Source organism: Polynucleobacter sp. MWH-Svant-W18, assembly GCF_018687495.1.
Taxonomy (GTDB): Bacteria; Pseudomonadota; Gammaproteobacteria; order Burkholderiales; family Burkholderiaceae; genus Polynucleobacter.
Window position 1 is genome coordinate 1506744 of record NZ_CP061293.1, and the last position, 25642, is coordinate 1532385.

Sequence of the window (25642 nt, forward strand, 5' to 3'; positions counted from 1 at the left end):
TCATGGATGAGCAAGTATTACGATCGCTCATCAAATGGCCTAATGTGCCAGATTGCTACGGCTGGCTTGCTTTAGATAGAAGAGGTCAATGGCGCATGCGGGATGAATTTGCGCAGCAACATCAATTACCAGGACAAGTCATTAATCATCAGGGATTAAAAGAATTTATCGCTAGAAACTATACCAGCGATGGTCAAGGTAGATTCTTTTTTCAAAATGGTCCGCAGCGAGTCTTCATCACCCTTGATGCTACACCCTGGATAGTACGGATCAACTCAAATAATGAGGGTTTACAGTTCACTACTCAATGCCACAATACGATTGAACCACGCGCAGCATTCAGTGATGAGCTTGGAAATATCTACATCGCTGGCTCAATAGATCCAGCGCCCTATAAAGAGCAGGATGCGTCGTCATTTACCTATGGAGATCACATGAGCGTAGCGCTCTTACATGATCATGACTTAGATCAATTTTCTGAATTAGCAAAATTGCATCAGGCTGCCTGTAGTTTTGCTGGCACTTGGACTTGGCAAGAAAAGCAGCTTCCACTGGACCCGATACACTCCGATGAGCTGGCTGGTCGCTTTCATTTCATCCCAAAACCAAGCAATCAGAGCAGTGTTTAGCTCGGCAACTTACCTTGCTCCTTGAGTTCATCTCGGTATTGCCTTTGCATTTCACGTAAGCGGGCATCGATACTAGAGCCTTGATAGTAATCAGAGTCGCTAGCCGTGCGAGCGATCTTTAATTGCTCAATTGCAGAGGGCCATGCACCCTCCAAGGCATATTTTTCACCCAATGCGAAATGACGCATTGCTACATTTTTAGCCTGATCATAGGCCTTAGATAATAAAGTCCACCACACAATTTCATTGGGCTGTAAGCGAGTGCGAGCTTTTAGCCAAGTAATGGCATCATTAGTACGCCCCAATGCTAACTCCGCATTAATCATTGCAGCCCCAGCTGCGTAAGACTGTGGGTATGCGCGTAGAGTACTTTGTGCGATTTGCAAGGCTTCCTCTCCTTTGCCTTTAGCCAATGCCAATTCAGAGGCAGTGATATCTAAGGATAAGCTTTGTCTTTGAATCGGCGAGCCTGGAGCGCTAGCGGTCTGCGCAAGATTGCGCGCTTGCTGCAAATACGACTCTGCTTGATCAATTTTTCCTTGCCGTTGCGCAATGAGAGCCAAACCATAGAAACCCTCCATTTGCTTGCCAGCTTGTGCTTGCTTACTAAAGCTCTCAAAAGTATTTTTTAGGTCATATAGCCCGCTTGAAGTCCCTGACTGCTCCATGCGTGCTCTCGCTTTAATGAAATAAAACTCCACTGAGGTGGGAACATTACGTGATGCCACAGTTCTAGCACGGTCCTGCATATCAGCTATACGATCTGTTGTTAGGGGATGGGTGCGCACATAGGCTGGTACGCCTTTATCCATCACACCAGTGGCTTTTTGCAAACGCTGAAAAAAACCTGGAGCACCATTCACGTCATAGCCACTCGCATCTAGAATCTGAAAGCCAACTCGATCAGCCTCACGCTCAGCATCCCTCGAATAGGAGAGTTGATTGTCAACGGCGAGAGCCTGACCACCTTGCATTAGTCCAGCAGCTGCAGAGGGGTTACGAGACATCGCTAACGCACCAAGTACCATGCCCGCAATAGCAATCATAGTGTTAGTCGATTGCTTATCCATTTGACGCGCGAGGTGGCGTTGCAATACGTGCCCCGTTTCATGGCCCATGACCGAGGCAACCTCAGAATCAGTTTCAGCGCTGACAAGTAAGCCAGTATGAAAGCCTATAAACCCACCTGGTAAAGCAAACGCATTGATACTGCTATCTTTAACCGCAAATACTTCAAAGTTATAAGCGCCACTCCCTTGCTCATTGGCACCCCCAAGCTGCAATTTTTTGGCTGCCTGCAGTAAACGACGCTCCATCGTGTTCAGAAAATCATAAATTGGTAAGTCGTTGGAATAATCTGGATCAGGTCGGATTTGACGCATAATCATCTCGCCATATTTACGCTCATCGATTCGACTTAATGAGTCCCCACCTGGATCGCCCATATCAGGCAAAACAATATTGGGCTGACTTCTTGAGGCATTACGCGATGGTAATTTAGAAGATTGAGCCTCAGGGGACTGCATAGCCCTGCCAATATTTTGGATAGCTGCAGAATTACCCTCTACAGAGACATCACCTGCGGTAGCAGCCACAACAGGCGCAATACCATAAGGCATCATGGCCAATATGAGCTGAATGGACAAAACTCGCTGCAAAAAAGAGGTTTTTTTAAGGGGCTTTATATCCTGCATACCTATATGGTAAAACTTATCCCATGAACAAACTAACTCATTTTGATGACAGCGGCCAAGCCCACATGGTAAATGTAGGTGATAAAGCTGCCACCCATAGGGTTGCCATTGCCACCGGCAAAATCAGCATGCTTCCCAAAACCTTCAAGATGGTGGATGCAGGGACCCATAAAAAAGGTGACGTGCTTGGAATCGCCAGAATTGCAGGTATACAAGCATCTAAGAAAACGGCTGATTTGATTCCACTATGCCATCCGCTAGCCTTAACCCATGTAAGCATCGAGTTTCAAAAAAATAATCAAGAAAGTAGTATCAGCTGTCAAGTCCGAGCAGAAACTACAGGCCCTACTGGGGTTGAAATGGAAGCCCTCACAGCAGTCCAAGTTGCCCTTCTCACAGTTTATGACATGTGCAAAGCAATAGATCGCGGCATGGTGATGGGAGATATCAAACTACTTGAGAAGAGTGGCGGGAAGAGTGGTGAGTGGAAGATGAAGAAATAAAAACTAAACCAAAGAGTAGTTTTTAAAAAATATGGTTAGCTCTATCCAATATTCGCCCCAAAAGCATTAAAAAATGCTATAAAACCGCTTGCAAAAAATCTTTGGAGACTCTAATTCCCTGATTAAACTGTGCATGAACATCTTTATATCTAAATACCTTCATCACCCCATCACTAACATATGGGTCAATGAACATCTGATCCCTTGGGAAATCCTGGTAATCGCCGAGCCAAACCAATGTAGGAATTCTAAGCATTGAACTCATTGTTTTAATACCGCTGTCACTGGCTATAACTGCGTTGCACTGTTGAATATAAGCCAAACTTTTAGCTGGGTTTTCATGACTAACGAGCCTTAGAGTATCTGATTGCGTTAGACCTATCGGCTCTATTTCATGCCTCAGACCAAATACTATTACATTGTAGTTATTCGATATAAGCTCCTTAATTACTTTCGCTGGTATAGATTTAAGGACCATACCAAATTGTTTTTGGGTCTTAATAGAATAGGCACTTCCGTTAATGTGAATACCAACCACCGGCTTACTATTATCAAACAATGGCTGCTCAATATCGAGTGGATTTACGTCAAAGTATTGTGTGCGGGGACAGTTGATATATTCAGGACCTCTTGGCAGAGAGTTCAATAACTCAATCTTCTCTTGCTCGCTATTAAAAGTAGAAAGGCTTTCAAGCTTAATTCCAAAGGCTTCAAAAAAAAGCTTAGCGCCCTTAAGGTGGGTTACACAGACATATTTAATTCCATGCTTATTAGATTTAACAAATGGGATGCATTGTAAAAAATCTCCCATACCGCCTTGCAATAGGACTACCTGTTCCATGCTATCAAATCCCTCATAGAGTTTTCCGAATTAAACTATTGGCCCTCAATTTCTAGATAACTATCCTGCGTAACGCTCTCTATAGAGCTGTTTCCCACATTTAGAACAAATATATGCTTTAAAGTGGGGGCCTTTGCTCTAGACATTGGAGATAATTCTGAACTAGGGCCTGTAAGGCACTTTCATAAACAAGCCTGGGATGTGCCTACTTGAGCCACAGTAACCCCATTTAATATCACAACTATTTTAATTGGTTGCTTGCAATATTCATCGCGACTGCGCTTTTCCAATAGCCAATCCGACCATTTCTCATCTTTTACCTTGATTGCTCTGATTTCAACCCAATTTTTAATTGGCAAAGCAGCAACAAGAAATAGCACTGCAATAACAATATTCTAAATCATCCTTTAAGCTCCTTACGACCCATTATATTCAGAGTAACAACTACCAAATCCTCTCTAAAAATCAACTACACATGGCACTCCGCAATAAAGTGAGTCTATTTCCGCCATAGTCTAACTTATAGCTATCTTGTCAAACTATTTTTTAGACTTTACTACTCACTATTTATGGCATATACAAAGCAGTAGACCGATGTATGGTGACGGGAGATATCAAACTACTTGAGAAGAGCGGCGGCAAGAGTGTTGAGTGGATGACGATGGAGTAACTTAACAACCTCGATACCCTACTTAAAGTATCGCCTAACCAATAGAGATGTGCTCTGGCTGTAGATCTGCCTGATATCTCTCATACATTTTGATGTAAGCCGCCTCAAGGTTTTTAGTAAAAAGAGGTGTGTCAAATAAGGGGGTAGTCAAACGGTTGTTTGCTAATTTCAATTTAATATCTGTGAGCTTCTGAGGATTTCTTGCTAACTCTATCGCCAATGCCTCATATTGTTCTTGAGTATTGGTAATGAGTTCTGGCAAATCAATGGCATTCAAAAGACTGGCAGCTACACGGCTAGCAAAAGATTGACCCATCATCGTCAATACTGGCAGCCCAGCCCATAAGGCATCGCTTGCCGTGGTGTGAGCGTTATAGGGAAAGGTATCTAAAAACAAATCTGCTTGATTATGGCGCGCTAAATGCTCAGCCGGGGGCAATCTATTTGCAAAGACTAATCTTTCCGCATCAACCCCTCGATTTTGAGCTTCTTTTTTGAGATTTTCAACTACCCAAAAATTATCCTGCAATAACCACAAAACACTTCCTTCGACCGCCTGCAGTATTCGCATCCAACCATCGAAAGTTGCAGGCATTATTTTGTAATTATTATTAAAGCAACAAAAGATAAAGCCCTGATCTGGAAAACCCAATTCCTTTCTGATGAATTGTCTCTTCGCAATAACTCTTTTTCTATCGTTCGATTGATAGCTATGAGGTAATAAAACTACTTTTTCGGAGTAGCTATGCTCTGATAGCATAGGAATAAGAGTTTGATCGGCAATGATGTAATCAATGTAATCAGCCCCCATCGTGCTGGGGTAACCAAGATAATTTACTTGGATTGGCGCTGGTCGATAAGAAAAAATTCTAGTTCTTGAGTCTTGAGTAAAGCCCTTTAAATCAATAGCTATGTCTATATTTAATCTTCTACTTAATTGAGCGATCTCTATATCTGACTTATTACCAACCTCAATAAAATCGTCAAATGAATTTTCTAGCCGCTGCCGCATCTCATCCCTGATTTTTGGGCCAAATGAAAACCCAACTATCTCGAATTGACTTTTATCGTGCAATTCAAAAAGTTCAGCCATTAAATACCCAGTAGCATGATTGTGAAAATCTCCTGAAAAATAGCCAATGCGGATTTTTTCATTTCTGGCATATTTAGGAATTGGGCCTAAAGTAAGATTCTGTGGATGCTCTGATTGAATATATAGTTCAGAAGATTTTTTATGGGCAAGGGGATCGTCGCTCAACGCAAGCAGGGCAAATGGCTGTGAAACCTTCTCATTAGCCCCCACCTTTTTGGAAATAAATTCTAAGGAATCTGCCAAACTTGACCAGCTGCAAATTTTCATCTTGGTGTGAACTAAATCTCCACGCACCCAATCAATATCAGGCTTAAGGCTGAGGGCTTTGTCGTAATGGACAATCGCTTCGTTGTAACGCTTGAGCTCATTAAGAACGTTACCCTTGTTAGACCAAGCTTCTGCATAGTCAGGCTTTAGGCTGAGTGCTTGATCATAGTGAGCAATAACCTCGTCATAACGTTTGAGCTCATTAAGAACGTTACCCTTGTTAGACCAAGCTTCTGCATAGTCAGGCTTTAGGCTGAGTGCTTGATCATAGTGAGCAATAGCCTCGTCATAACGTTTGAGCTCATTAAGAACGTTACCCTTGTTAGACCAAGCTTCTGCATAGTCAGGCTTTAGATTTATAGCTTTATCAAAAAAGTTGATGGCCGATTCGAACCTATTTAATTCTTTTTCGATCAGACCTAAGTTTAGGTATGCCTCACTATTATCGCCTTCAATCAGAAGAGCTTTTTCAGCAGCTGCCTTCGCTTCGGAATACTTTTGTAATTTTAATTGTGTTGCCGATAGATTGATTAATGTCGAGACCCTATCAGGCATCAGTTCATGAGATTGAATAAACTTACATTCTGCTTCAGAAAAATTCTCTTGTTCAAAAAAAATGCAGCCATTTAAAAAAAATTCCTTCGCTAATTGAAAATTACTCATGGTTCTTATTTTTAATATGGAAAAATAATAGTGAAAACACTCTACTCAACCAATAGATAGATGTTCCGGTTGTAAATCTGCCTGATATCTCTCATACATTTTGATATAAGCCGCCTCAAGGTTTTTAGTAAAAAGAGGTGTATCAAACAAGGGAGTTATCAATCGGTTGTTTGATAATTTCAATTTAATATCTGTGAGCTTCTGAGGATTTCTTGCTAACTCTATCGCCAATGCCTCATATTCTTCCTGGGTATTGGTAATCAGTTCTGGCAAATCAATGGCATTCAAAAGACTGGCAGCTACTCGACTAGCAAAAGACTCACCCATCATTGTTAACACCGGCAGTCCAGCCCATAGGGCATCACTAGCGGTAGTTCCGGCATTATATGGAAAGGTATCTAAAAACAAATCGCATACCCGATAACGAGCCAAATTTTCTTCCGGAGCAATAAAATATCCAAATACTAATCTCGCACCATCAACCCCTCGCTTCTTTGCCTCGTTTATTAGATTAGTCTTTGCTTGCTCATTGTCTGCATAAAGGAAAAGGACGCTACACTCAACGGAATTCAATATCTGCATCCAACAGTCAAAGGTGGCAGGTAAGATCTTGTAATTATTGTTAAAACAACAAAAAACAAATGCTGTTTCTGGAATACCGAGCTCTGCCCTTGTAAATTTTCTATCAGAGATAATTCGTTTTCTGTCATTTGCCTGATAGCTAGGTAAGTAGACAATTTTTTCAAGATAGAATTTCTGCAGATCCTCAAGAATAATAGTTCGATCCGCCAACAAGTAATCGTAATATTTTGCGCCCATTGTTCCTAAATATCCAATATAACTTAACTGGATAGGTGCGATACGATACGAAAAAATTCCTGTCCGACTATCTGCAGTATGGCCCCCTAGGTCTATCGCAATATCAATTCGTAGATCTCTTGCTAGTTTTGCAACATCTACATCAGACATCGCACTGACATCAATAAATTGACTGAAGGCCTGATTTAAACGTAAACGTATAGGACTTTGATCATCAGCACCAAAAGAAAAGGCAATGATTTCAAATCTATCTTTATCGTGTAATTCAAATAGTTCTGCCGTTAAGATTGAGACGGCATGATTTCTGAAATCTCCTGAAAAATAGCCAATGCGGATTTTTTCATTTCTCGCATATTTGGGAATCGGACCTAAGGCATTATTCGACTGGTATTTACTCTGTGTATAAATTTGAGCGCATTGCCTATGCATCTCAAGATCGTCATTTAGTGCGAGCATTGTAAATGGTGGTGCAACTCTATCACCGGTCGAAATGCCTATACGTAGCTTTTTTATGCTTTGATCGAGCCCATTCCAGTGACAAATTTTCATTTTTGTATGAAGTAGCCCCCCCTCAACCCAATCGAGACTGGAAGCAAAGCTAAGCGCCTGTTCATAGTGAAAAATTGCCTGTTCATAAAGCTTAAGTGCATTTAAGACAATAGCTTTATTAGACCAAGCTTCTGCATAGTCAGGCTTTAGGCTTAAGGCTTGATCGTAGTGGGCAAGTGCCTCGTCATAACGTTTGAGCTCATTGAGAACGTTTCCCTTGTTAGACCAAGCTTCTGCATAGTTAGGATTGAGACTTAGAGCCTTATCGTAGTGGGCTAGTGCTTCGTCGTTACGTTTGAGCTCACTAAGGGCATTGCCTTTATTGGACCAAGCTTCAGCATATTTTGAATCGATTTTTATTGATTTATCGTAAGCTTCAAGAGCATTGACGTACTCTTTAAGTTCAAGGTATACATTTCCGATATTACTTAAAGCCAAAGCATTTTTTGGGAAGGCTTTTAGCGAATTTCCCAAATGCTTAAGAGCTTTCGAATACTCCCCCCTTTGGGCTGAGATAACTCCTAGAAGCCTAAGAACATCAGCATTGTTAGATTGAAATCTTAATGCCTGCTTTAGATATAACTCGGCCGACTCTAAATTTGAATTTCTAAGAGACTCAAGCGACTTGGTTAGAAGAAAAGCAATTTGTGGATTCATAAAACTATTTTATATCGATCAGAAAGTAGCAAAAATTGGCATTAGGCTTAACCAGGCCCTAAATTAACTTGGTTAAGCCTCATATTTTCAAGTCCTCATTTACTAATTCTGCATTCTGAAGGGAGCAACTGAGGCAAAAGATTGGTTTCAGTGGATCTGCAAGACCAACCACCCGACCATGTTGCCCCCTCTGGTTTTGATAAATCTAATGGCTGAGGTGAATTTGCGTCAGGATTATTTGTGGGTACTAGATGCAATGTGTTCTTACCTTCGGGCGCAACGCTCACTTGGTAGTCAATTGCAATGGCGCCCGAAGGCATAATTTCAATTAATTTGACGCTGCGTGTTGGGCCAAAGGTAAAAGAGCCGTTGGTAGCCTCATCCATCGCAACCGTTCCACGACTGGCAAATGCCTCAGTGACTGCCAACTTTGCACTAGAAGATAAATTCATACCTTCAACCACGCGGCTACGAGCAATGTAGTCTTGATACTGCGGCACCGCTACTGCTACCAAAATTCCAATGATGGCAACAACTACCATGACTTCAATCAAGGTGAATCCAGATTCTTTGTCTTGCGTTTGTGTCTGCATATCTTTTAGCTCCTGAGGTGAAAACCCTCATCATCTACTCTATACCCCTTGCACTCAAGGCAGCTATATATAAAAAAGCCAGCTTTAGAGGCTGGCTTTTACTGATACTGGTGCAAGAAATTATGCTGGTTTGCTGGAATTCTTTTTCTTTAAATAGGTTCCCAGCAAAATCACAATCGCAACCCCAACACCTTCAAAAATCATATGGGCATCTTCCATGGCAGCTTGAATCGATTCCTTTATTGCTGGGTCTTCAACCAACATTCCGCCGGCCAATAATCCTAATAGTCCGGCACCCAAGGTAATGATGACTGGAAAACGATCCATCACTTTCAACAACATCGTGCTACCAAAAATAATCAATGGAATAGAAAGTCCCAAACCAATAATAAGCAGTGCCAGGCGAGTTTCTTCTGGCCCCTTTTGCGCGGCTGCAGCAACAGCCAGAACATTGTCTAAACTCATCACCAAATCAGCGACCAGGATTGTTCTAATAGCACCCCAAATATTAGAGTGCCCCTTCATTTCAGCTTCATCATCACTATCAGCTAATAACTGAACGCCAATATAGACCAGCAAAATTGCGCCAATTATCTTCAAATAAGGCAAGGTGAGTAGTTGAACAGCAGTAATGGTTAACACCACACGCAAAATAATTGCAGCGGCACTACCCCAAAAGATAGCTTTCTTTTGTTGATGGGATGGTAAATTCCGAGAAGCCAAGGCAATCACCACAGCGTTATCGCCAGATAGCAAAATATTCGCCACAATGATTGATAAAAGTGCGGCCCAAAATGCTGCACCTGAAAAGACTGAAAAATCCATTTTGTCTCCCTACTTTTTTATTTTTTTGTCTAACTATTGAATACTTAAAAGGGTGCTGTTTAAACAGCGCCCTTTTAATTACAACATGGCTTTTAATAAAGCAGCCATTTCAGATGGGTTCTTTGTTACTTTGAAGCCACATTCCTCCATCACAGCAAGCTTGGCATCGGCGGTGTCAGCACCACCAGAAATCAAGGCGCCAGCATGACCCATACGCTTTCCAGGAGGCGCAGTCACACCTGCAATAAAACCAACTACCGGTTTTTTCATATTCGCCTTGCACCAACGAGCTGCTTCAGCCTCATCTGGGCCACCAATTTCGCCGATCATGATTACTGCATCTGTTTCGGGATCTTCATTAAACATCTTCATGATGTCGATGTGCTTCAAACCGTTAATTGGGTCACCACCAATGCCAACTGCAGTAGATTGACCTAGGCCAATCGCTGTCAATTGACCTACTGCTTCATAGGTCAAAGTACCAGAGCGACTCACAACCCCAATACGGCCCTTTTTATGAATATGGCCGGGCATGATGCCGATCTTGATTTCATCTGGAGTAATGATTCCTGGGCAGTTAGGGCCAAGTAGCAAAGTCTTTTTGCCGCCAGCAGCTTCTTTTGCGTGCATCTTGTTACGCACTTCAAGCATATCGCGCACAGGAATACCCTCTGTAATACAAATTACAAAGTCCAAGTCAGCTTCAACAGCTTCCCAAATAGCAGCAGCCGCACCAGGAGGCGGCACATAGATCACAGAAGTTGTTGCACCAGTTTGCGCAGCAGCTTCTTTTACTGTTCCATAAATTGGGATGTTAAAAATAGACTCGCCTGCTTTTTTCGGATTTACACCCGCAACAAAACAGTTTTTACCATTTGCATATTCTTGACATTTTTCAGTGTGGAACTGACCGGTCTTACCAGTAATTCCCTGGGTAATGACTTTAGTATTTTTATTAACCAAAATAGACATTTTGAAATTCCTTGATTATTTGTTTTTGGCAACAGCAGCAACTACCTTAGTAGCAGCTTCAGCCATTGAATCGGCACTGATGATTGGCAAACCAGAGTCAGCAAGAATTTTCTTGCCAAGCTCTTCGTTTGTACCCTTCATGCGCACAACCAAAGGCACTGTGAGGTTTACTGCCTTACATGCAGTAACAACACCATCAGCAATCACATCGCAACGCATAATGCCGCCGAAGATATTGACCAAAATTGCCTCAACGCTCTTGTTTTTCAACATGATCTTGAATGCTTCAGTTACTTTCTCTGCTGTCGCACCACCGCCAACGTCCAAGAAGTTTGCTGGCTCACCACCAAACAGCTTAATGGTGTCCATGGTTGCCATGGCCAAACCAGCACCGTTAACCAAACAACCAATATTGCCATCTAAAGAGATATAAGCAAGGTCAAACTTAGAGGCTTCAATTTCAGCTGCATCTTCTTCATCGATGTCGCGATAAGCAACGATTTCTGGATGACGGAATAGTGCGTTTGGATCAAAGTTGAACTTCGCATCGAGCGCCTTGATCTTGCCGTTGCCCTCAAGAATTAATGGATTAATTTCGACCAATGAAGCATCGGTATCCCAATAAGTCTTATAAAGGTTTTTGAATACATCGCGAGCCATTGGAATAGAGGCTTCAGGAACGCCAATGCCTTTTGCAACGATATCGCAATCTGCATCTGTTAAGCCAAGCAATGGATCAACAAATACTTTGATAATTTTTTCTGGATGAGATTCAGCAACTTCCTCAATATCCATACCGCCTTCGCTAGAGGCCATGATCACATTTTTCTGTGTTGCGCGGTCAGTAACGATACTGAAGTAGTACTCTTTTTGAATATCTGCACCGTCTTCGATTAAGAGACGATTGACTTTTTGGCCTTCAGGTCCTGTTTGGTGAGTCTTGAGTTGCATACCCAAGATTTCGGAAGCGTATTTCTTCACGTCGTCCATGCTTCTAGCCAACTTCACACCGCCGCCCTTACCGCGACCACCTGCATGAATCTGGGCCTTTACAACCCATACTGGGCCGCCTAGTTTTTCAGCAGCTTTCACTGCCTCATCAACACTAAATGCAGGAATGCCGTTAGGAACAGGCACATTAAATTGGCGAAGAAGCTCTTTGCCTTGGTACTCGTGAATTTTCATAATTACTCCGAAACGGTATCTTTTTTAGCAAGTGATGAGGATTAGTTAAACCGATGTTGCCTGTATCTCATACTTACCCTAGAAATAGCCAAATTAGCTAAATTTGAATAAATGCGAACGGCTTGACCGACTCCATAAGTCTATCATGCTGCAACGCGGCAAATCCTCGCTGGTGATCCGTAATTGCCCTAATCAGGCTGCTGACCGCCAATGATTTTGCCGACCACTTCCGAGCTAAAACCCTTCGAAGCTAAGAAGCGATATTGCCTGGCACGCTCTTTCTGATCCTGTGCTTTTATCCCATATTTGCGGAGCCACAGTTCATAAGCCCGTTGGTATTCAGTCTCCTTGAGTGACTGTAGCAGCTTGCTTGACTGAGCCGCCCCAATGCCAGCTCGCTCTAACTCACCTTGAATTTTTCGCATTCCGTAGCGCTCGCTGCGCCTACGTACCAGCGCTTCAGCAAATCGCTCGTCTGAAAGCCAACCGCGCCCCTCAAAATCATCCAAAACAGCTTCAATCTTTGATTGCATAGACTCGGGGGTTTGATCCACTTGCTCAGCCCAGAGCTTTGCCCATCTCGCCTCAGATTCTGCAAGCTTTGCTGCTAATCCTTTACGACTGTATTCGCGGAGGGATAAAAGGCGCAAAGCCCGAGCTTTGAGACTCGGGCTTTGCTTGACTCTTTCTTTGCTGCCTAATTCAGACATCGAGTTACTCGACTTCCTCTTCTTCGCTCAGGACATCAGTGACTACTGCAGAGCCAGTTTTAACGCCTAACTTTTCCCGAATCTTGGCTTCAATATCTTTGGCAATCGCTGGATTTTCTTTCAAGAAATCGCGCACATTGTCTTTGCCCTGACCGATACGGTCGCCGTTATAGCTATACCAGGAGCCAGATTTCTCAACGATATCGGCTTCTACGCCCATATCAATAATTTCACCTTCCCTAGAAATGCCAGCGCCATACATGATGTCAAAAATTGCTTCACGGAATGGTGGTGAAACCTTGTTTTTAACAACCTTCACTCGCGTTTCATTGCCAACCACTTCATCGCCTTTTTTGATGCTACCAATGCGACGAATATCCAAACGCATAGAAGCGTAGAACTTGAGTGCATTGCCACCAGTAGTGGTTTCTGGAGAGCCAAACATCACACCAATCTTCATACGAATTTGGTTAATAAATATCACTGTTGTATTGGTGCGCTTGATAGCGCCAGTCAATTTGCGCAAAGCTTGACTCATCAAACGTGCTTGCAGGCCTGGCAATGAATCGCCCATATCACCCTCGATCTCAGCCTTTGGAACTAAAGCAGCAACTGAGTCAATCACGATCAAATCAATCGAGCCTGAACGCACTAAAGCGTCTGCAATTTCTAAGGCCTGCTCACCAGTGTCAGGTTGAGAGATTAATAAATTATTTACATCGACACCGAGACGTGAAGCGTACTGCACATCCAATGCGTGCTCTGCATCGATAAAGGCGCAGGTTCCACCAAGTTTTTGCATTTCTGCAATCGCATGCAAAGTTAATGTTGTTTTACCGGATGACTCTGGGCCATAAATTTCAATCACACGACCACGTGCAAGACCGCCGACTCCAAGGGCAATATCTAGACCCAGGGAACCGCTTGATACCACCTGAATATCTTGGCTAATTTCAGCGTCGCCCAATCTCATGATTGAGCCTTTGCCAAATTGCTTCTCAATTTGTGCCAAGGCTGCTGTTAGCGCCTTTTGCTTATCTCCGCTCATTCCTTCAAATTCAGAAGAGGCTGATTTTCGTTTGTCATCCAAGGCCATTTTTGATTCCTTTTCGCTTTGTATTGGGCTTTTTCCCGAAGTTTTATCTACTGTTCCACAACTTAGGACTTACTGTATATAAAAACAGTAGTCTTTGCAAGCGACTTTTGAAAGGAATTTACGGATTTGCTAATAAGCCACGCTCTAAAGGGGTGCGGTCCCAATAGAAAAAGAGGGGCATAGCCATTGCCCAAATCAGCCCAAGTAGGATAAAACCGGGTAATTGACCTCCAGGACCCCACTCCCCAGCTCCCAGTCGAATCCCTGCTTCGTAAGACAATGGGCCGCAAATACCCCCTAAAACAGCCGCTAAAGTCGGTCTGTCACGCAACCAAGACAAAGACCCATTAATGGTGGTTCCCACTAACACCCAAAGAGTCCACATCCACAAGGGCGATAAATAGGGGGCAGGCCAAGCATCCCCAAAATTGATATAGCCCAAATACATGATCAGGGTATCAGCAGCGACTCCGAGGATGAGGGCCTTGATGAGAAGGCTAATTTCTGTTTTTGGAGAAGGTGAACGCCAGATATGAAAGGCAATATAGGTCAAAGAGGCCAGAACAGCCCACAGCACTTGATGGTTGGCTGCTCCTAATACACAGGCAAACCAACCAGCCTGAAAGAGTACAAAGTTCCAAAATTTAGCCATAGGTAGATTCTAGCGAGACTATGAAAAAAGGCCACTGCCGGTGGGCAATGGCCTTGGGACTTGGTGGCGAATCAGGGATTTGAACCCCGGACCTGCGGATTATGATTCCGTCGCTCTAACCAGCTGAGCTAATTCGCCGAACTGGAGATTATAAGGTCAAATCGCCTTGAGAGCCAGCCTCCCTAGGATTGATAACGAACGCGATCAATCAGTAGCATATGTGGCACTGTCAAAGCTGCTAAACCAACAAATACGAATCTTAGCAATCGCTCATAGTCAGGTAACTCTGGAAGATAAAACCAGGCCAATACTGCAATGAAAACTACTCCCATCATCGGAGCCAAGGATATCAGCCCCAATTTCATGAAAGGCATATCCGCATAGGCTTTGGTACGCAAAATATGTCTTAAGCTGTGCATCCCACAAAAGTACAGTGTAAAGGCGACTAATGGCGGAGCTAGGGTAAAGTTACTAGACCAGATACTGTTAGTGATGTCTTCCATTTAGGTGAGACGCGGTCTCTTTCTAAAAAGAAGAATGCAGTAGAAGCAACCAAAGCCATAGAGATCAGCCAAAAACTGATGCCTACAAAGTCACTTGGCTGCAATACCTTGGATGCTGCCCAAACCGGGGTGCTAGTAAGTCCTAAAGCAAAACAAGAGCCTAGAGCAAACTTCACCTTAGACCAGATGGAATTGAATTTCATGTTGTCTCCTATGTGGTATTCCTGATCAAACTCTAACAAAAAAACAAAAAAGTTTGTCAAAAGCAAATATTAACTACAAAGAGAAAATGTATATTTGAAAGCTCTATTTAGGGAATCCAGAAAAATAACTAGGGTAAATCCTAGCTAATAATCCCCTTGTTAAGAACGCAATCCCAGCAATACAAGCGACATTTTTGAGATTTTTTTAGTGATTTAACAATCCTCTGCCCACAAACACAGATATGACAAAAATTAATATTTCTGTCATAACAATTTAGTAAAAACTTTCATAACCAATTGAAAGACAATATGGCAGAAAATAATCAAAATGGATGTTTAATCGTTGGCGAAGGTGTAAAGCTTTCGGGTACATTCAACGTTCCCGATATTGCCTCTATTTCTGGCACTATTGAAGGTGAGCTGACAGCACGAGAAATTATTGTTGGCGCGACTGGTGTACTTAAAGGAAAAATCTCTGCGGAAGTTGTTGACCTACGCGGCGAAATTCATGAGAACCTACATTCCAAAAAATCGCTTTTCATACGCGCAACTGGTAAAATTAGTGGATCAATTCAATACGCTGAAATTGAAATTGAAAAGGGCGGAGATTTGCAAGGCACCCTAATAAAAATAGACGCTAACGTTAATTCCTCTTCACAGTCATAAATCATCATGTTCAGCAAAAAGAAAGAGAATGAGGATGTCCACGATAGCGAGGAAACGTCCATAGAACACCTAGAGGTCGAGGAGACCTCAGTACGGCACTCGGAAGCAGTTCACCTTAAACCTTCCATCATCAGTGAAGGGTTTGAATTTATTGGTGAAATTAGATCTAAGGGCTCCATCACCGTTGACGGAAAACTCAAGGGAACTGTTTCAGTTCAATCGTTAACTATTGGAAGCACTGGTAGTGTTGATGGCAATGTCTCTGCTGACAATATCAACGTTAAGGGTCAGCTTTCGGGGCAGATGGAATGCAGGGATCTAGTAATTGGGGGTAGAGCAGTTGTTGAGGGCTCACTCTCCTACTCCAACTTAGCCATTCAGCGTGGTGGGATCATCAAGGGCGATCTCAAGCGTAAATAGAAGCGCTCCTTAACGCTGCTTCTGTGCCTCACGTATTACTGCATTTGCATCAATCGCCGGATTTATTTGAGCCCCTTGAATGATGAGCCCAATAATTTGGGAACCGTGTTCAATACCAATGGTTCCATAAGTTACGTCGCCTCTGACTACCGCAGTTTCATAAAAGTCAGCGCGTTCTTTTGCGTAAATATTTCCCTCAACTTTGCCAGCTACCATAACCCGATATGCAGTAATGTCGCCAATTACAACTGCGCCCTCACCAATAGCTACCGTGACCCTGGCATCTGGATCGCTCTCAATATTGCCGACAACTTTTCCATCAATCCGCAAACTATGGGCAATTACCATTCGACCAAAAATTTCTGACGTTTTTCCAACCAGGGTCTCGAAATGCTCGCTTGTTGGCTTTAGGGAAATTTTCTTGCGCTTATCAAACATGGTTATCTCAGAAATTTAAGTTAATTGTCATATTACAGCGAGAGCTTTAAATGCTCAAAAAATTCTTTAAATGTGGGCACTCACATTTAATTACTACTAATTAAATTAAAACCATAAGCAATTCAATATTGTGTGACATAGTTTTATGTCCGAATTTTCATCAAAATTTAGTAATATCGTAATTCGCCAATTACATCTGCAAAGATCCAAGGAGACCTTCATGATGTTTAAAAAAACCAAGAAAAAAGCTTTAGGTAAATCAATTCAAGATTTTGAATCGATACTGGGGGCCAGCATTCGGGTTGACGGTAATCTCATCATTGCAAAGAGCGTGAGGATTGATGGCAACTTATACGGCAACATTTTGCAAGAAGAGGGCTCTGAGGCGACTATCGCTATCGCGCCAAGCGCTTGCATATTCGGAGATATCCGCGCTGAACACATTATCGTGGCGGGCTCAGTGAAGGGTAATATCTTTTCATCCGGAAAAATTGAGTTGCTTGCTCATGCTCATATTGAGGGTGACATCACCTACGGCAATATAGGTATTGAGATTGGCGCCAATGTAACCGGTAAGCTGTTACAAATTTCAGTGGCAGGCGTGGCTGATGAGGCTGAGCTCCTTCTGTCTCAAATGAAACAAAAAATTCCAAGCTAAAACATGCAAATCATCTGGGTATCCGGCCCTGTTGGGCACATCCGTAAGATCAATCTGACGTACCGCCATTTGTTGATTGGCTCTTGCTCGCTGATCCTAGCATTAATTCTAGTAGGGGCAAGTCTGCAGTATTTTGGATTTCGCATGGCAATTGAATACGACCCCCAATTGGCCAAGCAACTCGGCAATTTACATTCGCCTGTGGAAATAGAAAATCTCAACGCAATCTACAAATTGAAGTTATTGGAATTAAACGATCGCATTCTTGCAAACAATCAAAAACTGAATCAACTAGAGACCCTTAATAAGAAGCTTGAGCAACTTGCCACCCCATCCGCCCTTAAAAGTTTTAGTCCGAAACAAAACTCCCTTGGGGGTAAATTTATTCCCTTGAATTTAGCTAGCGAAGCCAATAATTCTCGACCACTAGAATTGTTTTCAAACATATCGACCCTAGTGCATTTGCAAGATCAGTATGCTGAGGCTTTGATTCATCAAAACGCTAATTTCTTAAAATGGATCGAATCCAAACCCACGGGAATGCCGATTCAGAATATATTCAGTATTTCTAGTGAATATGGTCCCCGCATAGACCCCTTTAACCGAAGGGAAAGCTTTCATTCTGGCTTAGATTTTCAATCCCCCATTGGCACACCCATTACAGTCACAGCAAATGGCCGCGTGCTCAAAGCTAACTGGGATGCAAATTATGGCCGGCTTTTAATCATTGATCATGGTGATGGTTATCTTTCAAGGTACGCCCATACTCAGGAAATTTATGTTCGCGAGGGGGATGACGTCAGACGTAATCAGGTTGTTGCTTCCGTAGGTACAAGCGGAAGATCAACTGGACCTCACTTGCATTATGAGATTGTCAAAAATGGTGAGGTCATCAATCCTAAGGGGATGCTAATCGGCTTGACTGATCGCTAAATTGCGGTTGTTTGCGTTTGATATTGCAAGCTTTTATTAGGGTCAAAAGGAATCTCAGCATCACCCTCTCTTTGGTATGAAAGAATTGATGCATACCGATATAAATCCAGAGTTTTTTCAAGCGCTTCCTTAAGTGACTCAGCATAAATACGGATTATTGAGATCTTTGCATCCTCATTTTTAATTAAGAGTAGTTTTATTTTCCAAAACATCTTACGATCCTTCGTTCTTCTCAACAGAGTTTTTTGCCCGCAAAAATTGAGGGATAAATAGGTCAACTACTTTTCGCCCAAATCTCTCATTTTTCAATGGGGTTGATGGCAGCGCCGATATGGGCGCTGAATTTTTAATTGCGCCAGGTACCATTACTTGGCCTTGCATGTAACTTCTAGAGGAAATACTAGCGCCACTTTGGATAAGTTTGCTCAATCTCGCTATCGAGCAATACTTTTCATAGATAAAGCTCCCAAATTCGCAAAAATTCTTCGCAACGCCCTCATCTTCCGCCTGACAAAGAAAGCTGCCGCAATAATATTGATCAATATCGCTTACTTTTAGTACTGGTGGGCTAATAAAACAATTATCGTTTCCAGATACAAAGGGAAACATGCCTAGAGTATCTTGACTAGGTTCAATTCTGCTCGGCACCATAACCATGATCTGCTGTTTTTTTCGGGCAACTGCAAGATTTCTTTGAAGGTACTCCAGGGCAAAAATTTCAGAGCTAGCCATTTCTACTCGGCTGATTGAGCTTGGAATAATAATCATGTCGAATTCCAGCATAAACTCGGAGGGTAAGCTATGCGTCCAAGTCAAGTCGGCAATGACAAGCTCTGCAGCTTTTGTGCAGCCTCTTAATGCCGCCTTGGCCTCAAGCAAGACTAAGCCAGAATTATTTTGGTTTTGGAGGTGCGCTTGACAAATCTCAATACCAAAATTTGATGCCTTTTTTAACCAATTAGATGAAGAGGACTGTTTATCAAAATCGACAAATGCCGTTTTGATTCCTTGCTTCAACGCAAAAAAAGCTGCTAGATTTGCAGAAATCGTGCTTTTACCAACGCCACCTTTTTGGTTCGTAATTAATATTTTAATCGGGGTCACGAGAAATCATTGCCTCTGCTAATTGTTGGCTTGTCTTGAGCAATAGAACCGACGAGCATAGATCTGCTTTATTGCAATTTGATGTCACTTTCGCTCTTTGCTGATATTTTGCCTAAATCGTGTTTGACAGACCTCATCAGGTAGATTATTTTGGGTAATGTTCGGGGTTTCCACACTTAAGGTCGTCAACCTCCCCCACCTCCCCCTCCCACTTCAACAGCCTGTCCTTTTCTAAGAATACGATGATTAAACCCACTAAACCTTTGCGACTGTTTACCGCGCTTTTTTAAGTGCATGTATTGCATCCATGCTTTTTTTAGGGGGCCGCTCTAAATCCGATAGCAAGGGATCGAAAATCTTGGAAGCGGCAATCTCACCAACCATTCCACCATTTACATTTGAAGAAAATGGCCAAGTCGTTGGAGTCGATATGGAAATCTTTAAAGGATTTTGTGAGACCCGTGGTTACACCTACAAAATAAAAGCATATGACTTTGAAGGCATGCTTGGTGCGGTCGCTAGCGGTCAAGCAGACGTAGCGTTTTCTGGAATTTCCATCACCCCTAAGCGCTTACAAGTAATGGAATTTTCCAATCCCTACACTCAAAATGGCTGGGATTTGGTAAGCCTGACAAAACGGAATATTCGGATTACCAATCTATCGCAACTTAAAAATTATTCCATTGGCTTTCCGGCGGGCGCAGTCTTTATGGCTTATATCAAAAATGATTGGGAGCCCAAGGGCATTTATTCTGCAAGCCAAGTCAAGCTTTATCCTTCAATGAGTGAAGCGTTAACCGATCTTAACAACGGCAATCTCGATCTTGTTTTTGTCGATAGCTCAATGCTGCTGACCTATATTAATAAGATGAAAATGCCTCTCACGAGCAGCTACGCAGTCCCCTATGAAGATAAATTGGGTTTTGCTTTTGTTAAGAGCTCTCCTATTCGGGATGATTTCAATAAATATCTTGCAGAACTAGGCCCAGAGAAAATTCAAGCTATGGAAGAAAAATGGAGTAAGTAATCTTTTTTAGCCGACTGGCCACCCTTAATCACTTTTTCAGTTTTCAGGTTTGGCCTATCAATTTTCCAACATATCAATAAAAGCTAATCGCAGACCAAGTTTCCGGGAAACTTCCTTTGGGATGCACGCTCAGCCATTACTTCGAACCGACTGCGAATGCTATGTTTCATGAAGTATTCAATCACCACATTTGGAATCATCGAATTTGGCTCCACCAGAGACTCATACCTAAAAATTGTTTTACCTTTGTCTGGGAACAACTTCCAAGTACCCTTGTAATACTTTGTATCTCCACTAATTTGCTCAAAATTCAATTGTCGATTTGGGGTCTCCGTGTATTCAATCACCGACTGAATTTCAATCGGGATAAACAAGATTTGCTCCTCAACCACTCGCTGTACCCGCACTCTATTGCCCGACCTTGAAATCACTTTTGACTCTGTGATACCCGGAATATTTTTAGCATCCTCATAGTCACTTAGAAATGCAAAGGCATTGCACAGATTGATCGGCACAAGATAGCTGGCATGAATTTGAAAGCGGCCATCAATTGCATTAACGGTAGTTTGTACATCAAAAGGATTGCCAGATTCTTGAGCAAATGCTTGCAGACAACATAGAAACAGCGTTGCGGAAAAAATCCATTTCATTGATGGGCTTTATGAGTGAAATAAACCATTGAAGAATAGCAAAAAACCACCCGAGGGTGGTTTTCCTGCACGTATCTCATGAATGCTGAATAAATTAATTTGAGGTTCCCGTCGTATAGTCGTATACGGGCGCAGGGCTCCCCGCAGAACCCTTCAGGGCAAGGCTATGAACTGTTTCCGCCTCATCTGCTTGCACCTCCTTGGTCGCGCCTAACAAGTCCTTGAGCTCTTGCTTGACAACATCCAGTCGGTCCTCTAGACGACGAAAGCGCGGATTCAATTCATCAGGGATCTGATGAGGGTTGCTTAATGCAATCTCAGATTGATCTTGAATATTGGCTTGAACTTGAGTAGCAACAACTCCGATACCCACACAAAGCGCAGTCAGCACAACAAAACTGAGGCGTGGCTTACTTTTAATAAATTGATATGGCATTTATAGCTCCTGTGAGTAAATTAATAGGCTTGTTCTTGATTAAGGGCTTGATTGAGATAGGAAATCACTTGCTCAGTTTTTGGTATTGGATCTCCAACACCAAGGGTGCTAGCACTCACGAGCCCAGCAAAAAAAGACATTGCAGATACCAATATGAAAGCATTGAACTTATTCATCGCCACCCCTTTTTTAGAAATCATTTGCGACCCACCTACTTCAACAATATAGGGTGAAATTAAGTCACTTTAGCGATGGATTTATGACAAGTTAGCGTCTGCTGGTGTTTGGAAGACCTAAAAATGTGGGGCTGATTTTTTAATGGAAAAATATTTTGAGCGGCGGTAGAAATGTCATATTTCTTCCTGAAAAATGAGGCTGCTTGTGGGGTATCAAGCGCTATTGAAATGGGGAGAAACAAATGACCACCTTTACAACTGAAGATCGAGAGCTGTTTGAGAGAGAGCCGATCCCGTTTTACGGATACTGCTATTTAACAGACCCAGCTGCGCACGATAAGAATTTGATGGGTCAGCCTGTCTTTAAAAAGATGAAAGTGGAATATCGGATTGACGATAGCAGCGAAGATTTAGAGAGCTAATCGACTCTTATTGGCTTTAAGTCTTACTATAGAGGGATGCGATTCCATCCCAATGTACTCGTTTCTTTCTGCATTTTGAGCGCCCTATTGCCATTAGGCACATCAGCAGCGCAAATTTACATCACTAGCTACCCATCTGAAGCCAGCGCCAAGGTCTATGTAACGAAGTATGCATCCGAGGCAAACTGTATTGTTTATGAGACTCAATACTCCTCTGAAACTGATCCAGGAGTCTGATTTTATACAAAATACAAAACTAATGCGCGTGCCGTAATTTATTACACCCAATACAAATCCGAAGCAGATCTCATTGTGTATTTCACAAAATACAAAAATGAAGCCCGCTGCCGCTATTAAACCTTAGTCACTAAACCCTACATCACCCTCCCATGAAACTACTCTCCATATCTGCAGGCAAAGTTGTATCGCTTTTTGGCGACCATCACCCCAACTACCAATCTGTTGCTTCAGCGATTCATAAGAAGAGTATTAGTAACCTACAAAATCCTACCTCAGTCGAGATTGGCGTATTAGGTGTAAAGGGTGATGAACAAGCAGACCTCAGTGCTCATGGCGGGATTGAAAAAGCGATCTACGCTTATCCGGCTGAGCACTACGCATTTTGGAATCAACTCTTGACTCGTGAAACAAAGAAGTTGACCGCTCTAGAGTACGGAGCGATAGGCGAAAATTTCACGATTGAGGGCTTGCTAGAAACTGAGGTATTTGTGGGGGACATACTCCAAATTGGAGAGCTCGAATTTGGAGTAGTCAAACTTCGTGAGCCCTGCTTTAAATTCAATGCCACAGTCGGTTATAAAGGCGCCGTCAAAGCGATGTTGCAATCCGGCTTTAGCGGCTGGTATCTACGCGTCTTAAAAACGGGAATATTGACTGCTGGCGCACAAATCAAGCTCATCCCCGGACCAAGAGAGCTTTCCATTGCCCAGCAAAATCGCAATCTACTCCAAAGCCGTAATCAACAAAATTTGTGGGAATAAAAAAACCCGACCATTGCTGATCGGGTTTCTTATTTGATGCAGACTACAGAAGCTTAGTAAATCTTCTTAGTCACGTGCGTAGATATCTACGTCTTTGGTTTCTTTAACAAACAGTGTACCGATTACCAATGTCATCGCAGCGATGATGATTGGGTACCAGAGACCGTAGTAAATGTTACCGTTTTGCGCTACCAAGGCAAAGGAGATCGTTGGCAACAAGCCACCGAACCAACCGTTACCAATGTGGTATGGCAAGGACATAGAGGTATAGCGAATGCGGGTTGGGAACATTTCCACCAACATCGCAGCGATTGGACCATAAACCATGGTTACCAAAAGCACTAAGTAAACCAACAAGAGCAATACAGCAACATAGTTAATTTGTGCTGGATCAGCTTTAGCTGGATAACCTTCTTTGTTCAAAGCTTCACGAATTGCTTTCTTGAACTCAGCATCCTTTGCTTTAGCTTCAGCAGGGTCAAGACCCTTAGAAGAATAGCCAGGGATTTCTACATCACCGATTTTCACTACAGCAACAGTTCCTGCTGGCGCTGGAATAGTTGTATAGCTAGCAGAGTTAGAGGCCATCACTTGTTTTGCAATATCGCAAGAACTTGTGAATTTCGCTGTACCCGTTGGGTTGAACTGGAAAGTACATTCTGCTGGATCAGCAGTAATGGTTGCTGGTGCAGTAGCCATTGCTTTTTCTAACGCTGGGTTAGCAAAGTGGGTCAAGGCATTAAACACTGAAACTGGTGTGTTAGGAATGTAAGTAATTACAGCCAATAACAAACCAGTCATGATGATGACCTTACGACCAATCCTATCTGACAAGCTACCGAATACCACGAAGAATGGTGTACCGATGACCAATGAAGCAGCAATCAATAAGTTTGCAGTCTTAGCATCCACCTTCAACACTTGGGTGAGGTAGAACAAAGCATAGAACTGACCTGTGTACCAAACCACTGCCTGACCTGCAACCAGGCCAAACAATGCCAAGATCACAATCTTCAAGTTCTTCCATTGACCGAATGACTCGCCCAAAGGTGACTTTGATAGTTTGCCTTCTTCTTTCATCTTCTTGAAGGCTGGTGATTCATTCATGGACAAACGAATCCATACAGATACAGCCAGCAATGCGATAGAAACGATGAAAGGAACACGCCAGCCCCAAACTTCAAAGTCTGGGCCAGTAAATTCACGTGTGAACAAAATCACGAGCAAGGAGAGGAACAAACCAAGAGTTGCAGTTGTCTGAATCCAAGCTGTGTAGGCACCACGCTTGCCATGAGGGGCATGTTCTGCAACATAAGTGGCAGCACCACCATACTCACCGCCCAAAGCCAAACCTTGAAGCATACGCAATGCAATCAAGATCACTGGAGCAGCAACACCAATAGTTGCATAGTTAGGAAGGATACCCACAATGAAGGTTGCGCCACCCATCAAGAGGATGGTGACCAAGAAGGTATATTTACGCCCGATCAAATCTCCCAAGCGGCCAAACACCAATGCACCGAATGGACGCACGATGAAACCAGCAGCAAACGCCAACAAAGCAAAAATGAAGGCTGAGCCAGCATCTAAGCCTGAGAAGAACTGCTTGGCAATAACGGCAGCCAAAGAACCGTAAAGATAAAAGTCGTACCACTCAAAAACCGTGCCCAATGAGGATGCAAAAATGACTTTGCGTTCTTCGGCGGTCATTGGGGCTGCTTTAGTTGATGTTGACATCAGTAGCTCCTAACTATTTTTATTGAAATAAAAAACAACGGGTCGATTATGCTTTGAAAAAAATCAAAGAAATCGACTACTTAGGGTAATTCCCCATCAAAACGACTCGGGGTTTTCCCGAGAAATATGCAAACTAGAGGCATTCAAGCCACATGCCTAAGCCTAGCGTCTAATCGCATGGGGATTGGGTCCACGAAGTGACAGCGCAATTAACGCGTTTTAGTAATAAACATTTTGGGAACATGGAGATCCCAATAAATCGCTGCTGCACGTAAGCTAAAAATACAGAACATACAAATCACAGAACCCTCTAGTGCATATTGCGGAATAAAGTTCAAAATCAGTACGTAAGCGCAACAACCCAAGGTCACCGGAATTGCATAGAGTTCATGTGACATCAAGAGCGTTTTGCGTCCAGCCAACACATCTCGCAATAAGCCTCCGCCAATTGCGGTAATTACGCCCAAGATCACGGGTGCAACAGGCAAACCAAAGTTCATGATCCAGGCCTTATTGGCTCCTTGAATAGCAAACAGCGCTGCGCCAAAGCCATCGATATACAACATCCAACGATAAATTTGTGGCTGAGTAAAAAAAGATTCAGCAAAAAAGGTAAGTGCGCCTGCACCCAAAGCTAGCCAAACGTAGATTTGGTTTTCTGACCAAAAGATGGGGGCCTCTAAAATAATGTCTCGAATCGTACCCCCACCAATTGCGGTAATTAGCCCTAGCACCAACACCCCAAAAAGGTCGACCCCACGATCAGCAATTGCTAGAACGCCTGTCACAGCAAATGCCATGGTTGCTATCACGCCAATCCAGAAATTAATCTCTTCCATGGCAATAAGTC

General features: G+C 42.9%; 30 protein-coding genes, 1 tRNA gene and 2 pseudogenes. 11 read left to right on the forward strand and 22 right to left on the reverse strand.

Annotation, left to right across the window (positions count from 1 at the left end; genetic code table 11):
- The first annotated feature begins 2 nt into the window (after positions 1-2).
- Entirely contained in the window at positions 3-629 is a 627-nt protein-coding gene (locus tag C2757_RS07540; RefSeq protein WP_215373969.1) for a DUF2946 family protein, read from the forward strand.
- On the opposite strand, the gene C2757_RS07545 is transcribed toward C2757_RS07540, so the two are convergent.
- Complete coding sequence (locus C2757_RS07545) at positions 626-2323, reverse strand: M48 family metalloprotease (protein WP_215373971.1); 1698 nt, start codon at positions 2321-2323, stop codon at positions 626-628. The genes C2757_RS07540 and C2757_RS07545 overlap by 4 nt on opposite strands.
- 23 nt (positions 2324-2346) lie before the next feature.
- Between C2757_RS07545 and moaC (C2757_RS07550) the strand changes: the two genes are divergently transcribed.
- Positions 2347-2826, forward strand: coding sequence for a cyclic pyranopterin monophosphate synthase MoaC (moaC, locus tag C2757_RS07550; protein WP_215373973.1), 480 nt, complete (start codon positions 2347-2349; stop codon positions 2824-2826).
- Between the two features lie 76 nt (positions 2827-2902).
- Here moaC (C2757_RS07550) and C2757_RS07555 read toward each other — a convergent pair whose 3' ends face one another.
- On the reverse strand, positions 2903-3667 hold the full coding sequence (locus C2757_RS07555; protein ID WP_215373975.1) for a hypothetical protein: 765 nt from the start codon (positions 3665-3667) through the stop codon (positions 2903-2905).
- Positions 3668-4223: 556 nt separating this feature from the next.
- Here C2757_RS07555 and moaC (C2757_RS07560) point away from each other — a divergent pair.
- Positions 4224-4337 (forward strand): annotated as a pseudogene (moaC, locus tag C2757_RS07560) (cyclic pyranopterin monophosphate synthase MoaC); the annotation flags it as partial.
- 34 nt (positions 4338-4371) lie between these two features.
- On the opposite strand, the gene C2757_RS07565 reads toward moaC (C2757_RS07560), so the two are convergent.
- The 12 genes and pseudogenes from C2757_RS07565 to C2757_RS07620 form a co-directional block, all read right to left on the reverse strand.
- A complete protein-coding gene (locus C2757_RS07565) occupies positions 4372-6360 on the reverse strand; it encodes a glycosyltransferase family 41 protein (protein WP_215373976.1) in 1989 nt (662 codons plus the stop codon).
- A gap of 45 nt (positions 6361-6405) precedes the next feature.
- Positions 6406-8385, reverse strand: a complete 1980-nt coding sequence (locus tag C2757_RS07570; protein WP_215373978.1) for a tetratricopeptide repeat protein — start codon at positions 8383-8385, stop codon at positions 6406-6408.
- Between the two features lie 95 nt (positions 8386-8480).
- The gene (locus tag C2757_RS07575) at positions 8481-8978 is read right to left on the reverse strand and encodes a pilin (protein ID WP_215373980.1); all 498 of its coding nucleotides are present in this window, start codon (positions 8976-8978) and stop codon (positions 8481-8483) included.
- Positions 8979-9098: 120 nt separating this feature from the next.
- A complete protein-coding gene (locus C2757_RS07580; protein ID WP_215373982.1) occupies positions 9099-9803 on the reverse strand; it encodes a TerC family protein in 705 nt (234 codons plus the stop codon).
- Positions 9804-9881: 78 nt separating this feature from the next.
- Positions 9882-10775: a succinate--CoA ligase subunit alpha gene (sucD, locus tag C2757_RS07585; protein WP_215373983.1), complete on the reverse strand. Its 894-nt coding sequence runs from the start codon at positions 10773-10775 to the stop codon at positions 9882-9884.
- A 15-nt stretch (positions 10776-10790) separates the two neighbouring features.
- A complete protein-coding gene (sucC, locus tag C2757_RS07590) occupies positions 10791-11960 on the reverse strand; it encodes an ADP-forming succinate--CoA ligase subunit beta (protein ID WP_215373985.1) in 1170 nt (389 codons plus the stop codon).
- Between the two features lie 188 nt (positions 11961-12148).
- A complete protein-coding gene (gene recX, locus C2757_RS07595; protein ID WP_215373987.1) occupies positions 12149-12670 on the reverse strand; it encodes a recombination regulator RecX in 522 nt (173 codons plus the stop codon).
- A gap of 4 nt (positions 12671-12674) precedes the next feature.
- Positions 12675-13766: a recombinase RecA gene (gene recA / locus C2757_RS07600; RefSeq protein ID WP_215373989.1), complete on the reverse strand. Its 1092-nt coding sequence runs from the start codon at positions 13764-13766 to the stop codon at positions 12675-12677.
- Between the two features lie 118 nt (positions 13767-13884).
- Positions 13885-14418: a DUF2878 domain-containing protein gene (locus C2757_RS07605; RefSeq protein WP_215373991.1), complete on the reverse strand. Its 534-nt coding sequence runs from the start codon at positions 14416-14418 to the stop codon at positions 13885-13887.
- A gap of 61 nt (positions 14419-14479) precedes the next feature.
- Positions 14480-14556 (reverse strand) — tRNA-Met (locus C2757_RS07610).
- A 44-nt stretch (positions 14557-14600) separates the two neighbouring features.
- Positions 14601-14837 (reverse strand): Brp/Blh family beta-carotene 15,15'-dioxygenase, encoded by a 237-nt coding sequence (locus C2757_RS07615; RefSeq protein ID WP_251366731.1) that lies wholly within the window; start codon positions 14835-14837, stop codon positions 14601-14603.
- A 47-nt stretch (positions 14838-14884) separates the two neighbouring features.
- Positions 14885-15124: pseudogene (locus C2757_RS07620) on the reverse strand (hypothetical protein); the annotation flags it as partial.
- A gap of 309 nt (positions 15125-15433) precedes the next feature.
- Between C2757_RS07620 and C2757_RS07625 the strand changes: the two are divergent.
- On the forward strand, positions 15434-15790 hold the full coding sequence (locus C2757_RS07625; RefSeq protein ID WP_215313224.1) for a polymer-forming cytoskeletal protein: 357 nt from the start codon (positions 15434-15436) through the stop codon (positions 15788-15790).
- A gap of 6 nt (positions 15791-15796) precedes the next feature.
- Complete coding sequence (locus C2757_RS07630; protein ID WP_215313226.1) at positions 15797-16210, forward strand: polymer-forming cytoskeletal protein; 414 nt, start codon at positions 15797-15799, stop codon at positions 16208-16210.
- Positions 16211-16219: 9 nt separating this feature from the next.
- Here the strand turns inward: C2757_RS07630 and C2757_RS07635 are convergent, their stop codons facing one another.
- Positions 16220-16648, reverse strand: coding sequence for a polymer-forming cytoskeletal protein (locus C2757_RS07635; protein ID WP_215313227.1), 429 nt, complete (start codon positions 16646-16648; stop codon positions 16220-16222).
- Between the two features lie 220 nt (positions 16649-16868).
- Between C2757_RS07635 and C2757_RS07640 the strand changes: the two genes are divergently transcribed.
- Together C2757_RS07640 and C2757_RS07645 are read left to right on the forward strand one after the other, a co-directional pair.
- Positions 16869-17306 carry a polymer-forming cytoskeletal protein gene (locus C2757_RS07640; RefSeq protein WP_215373996.1) on the forward strand — a complete coding sequence of 146 codons (438 nt, stop codon included), beginning with the start codon at positions 16869-16871 and terminating at the stop codon, positions 17304-17306.
- Between the two features lie 3 nt (positions 17307-17309).
- Positions 17310-18239, forward strand: a complete 930-nt coding sequence (locus C2757_RS07645) for a M23 family metallopeptidase (RefSeq protein ID WP_215313230.1) — start codon at positions 17310-17312, stop codon at positions 18237-18239.
- Here the strand turns inward: C2757_RS07645 and C2757_RS07650 are convergent.
- Positions 18236-18451, reverse strand: coding sequence for a hypothetical protein (locus C2757_RS07650; protein WP_215313232.1), 216 nt, complete (start codon positions 18449-18451; stop codon positions 18236-18238). The two genes, C2757_RS07645 and C2757_RS07650, sit on opposite strands and share 4 nt — an antisense overlap.
- A gap of 1 nt (position 18452) precedes the next feature.
- Entirely contained in the window at positions 18453-19343 is an 891-nt protein-coding gene (locus C2757_RS07655; protein ID WP_215338799.1) for a ParA family protein, read from the reverse strand.
- 307 nt (positions 19344-19650) lie between these two features.
- Here C2757_RS07655 and C2757_RS07660 point away from each other — a divergent pair, with 307 nt between their 5' ends.
- The gene (locus C2757_RS07660; protein ID WP_215373998.1) at positions 19651-20370 is read left to right on the forward strand and encodes a transporter substrate-binding domain-containing protein; all 720 of its coding nucleotides are present in this window, start codon (positions 19651-19653) and stop codon (positions 20368-20370) included.
- A gap of 83 nt (positions 20371-20453) precedes the next feature.
- Here C2757_RS07660 and C2757_RS07665 read toward each other — a convergent pair whose 3' ends face one another.
- From C2757_RS07665 to C2757_RS07675, 3 genes are all read right to left on the reverse strand, one after another.
- A complete protein-coding gene (locus C2757_RS07665; RefSeq protein WP_215374000.1) occupies positions 20454-21020 on the reverse strand; it encodes an SRPBCC family protein in 567 nt (188 codons plus the stop codon).
- 94 nt (positions 21021-21114) lie between these two features.
- Positions 21115-21456 carry a hypothetical protein gene (locus C2757_RS07670; protein WP_215374002.1) on the reverse strand — a complete coding sequence of 114 codons (342 nt, stop codon included), beginning with the start codon at positions 21454-21456 and terminating at the stop codon, positions 21115-21117.
- 20 nt (positions 21457-21476) lie between these two features.
- Positions 21477-21656, reverse strand: a complete 180-nt coding sequence (locus tag C2757_RS07675) for a hypothetical protein (protein ID WP_215374004.1) — start codon at positions 21654-21656, stop codon at positions 21477-21479.
- Positions 21657-21874: 218 nt separating this feature from the next.
- Between C2757_RS07675 and C2757_RS07680 the strand changes: the two genes are divergently transcribed.
- From C2757_RS07680 to C2757_RS07690, 3 genes are all read left to right on the forward strand, one after another.
- Positions 21875-22054 (forward strand): hypothetical protein, encoded by a 180-nt coding sequence (locus C2757_RS07680; protein WP_215374006.1) that lies wholly within the window; start codon positions 21875-21877, stop codon positions 22052-22054.
- A 36-nt stretch (positions 22055-22090) separates the two neighbouring features.
- Positions 22091-22291 (forward strand): hypothetical protein, encoded by a 201-nt coding sequence (locus tag C2757_RS07685; protein ID WP_215374008.1) that lies wholly within the window; start codon positions 22091-22093, stop codon positions 22289-22291.
- Positions 22292-22443: 152 nt separating this feature from the next.
- The gene (locus tag C2757_RS07690; protein ID WP_215374010.1) at positions 22444-23055 is read left to right on the forward strand and encodes an MOSC domain-containing protein; all 612 of its coding nucleotides are present in this window, start codon (positions 22444-22446) and stop codon (positions 23053-23055) included.
- 66 nt (positions 23056-23121) lie between these two features.
- Here the strand turns inward: C2757_RS07690 and C2757_RS07695 are convergent, their stop codons facing one another.
- Both C2757_RS07695 and C2757_RS07700 read right to left on the reverse strand, forming a co-directional pair.
- Positions 23122-24792, reverse strand: a complete 1671-nt coding sequence (locus tag C2757_RS07695; RefSeq protein ID WP_215374011.1) for an MFS transporter — start codon at positions 24790-24792, stop codon at positions 23122-23124.
- A gap of 209 nt (positions 24793-25001) precedes the next feature.
- Entirely contained in the window at positions 25002-25631 is a 630-nt protein-coding gene (locus C2757_RS07700; protein WP_215374013.1) for a trimeric intracellular cation channel family protein, read from the reverse strand.
- Between the last annotated feature and the right edge of the window lie 11 nt (positions 25632-25642).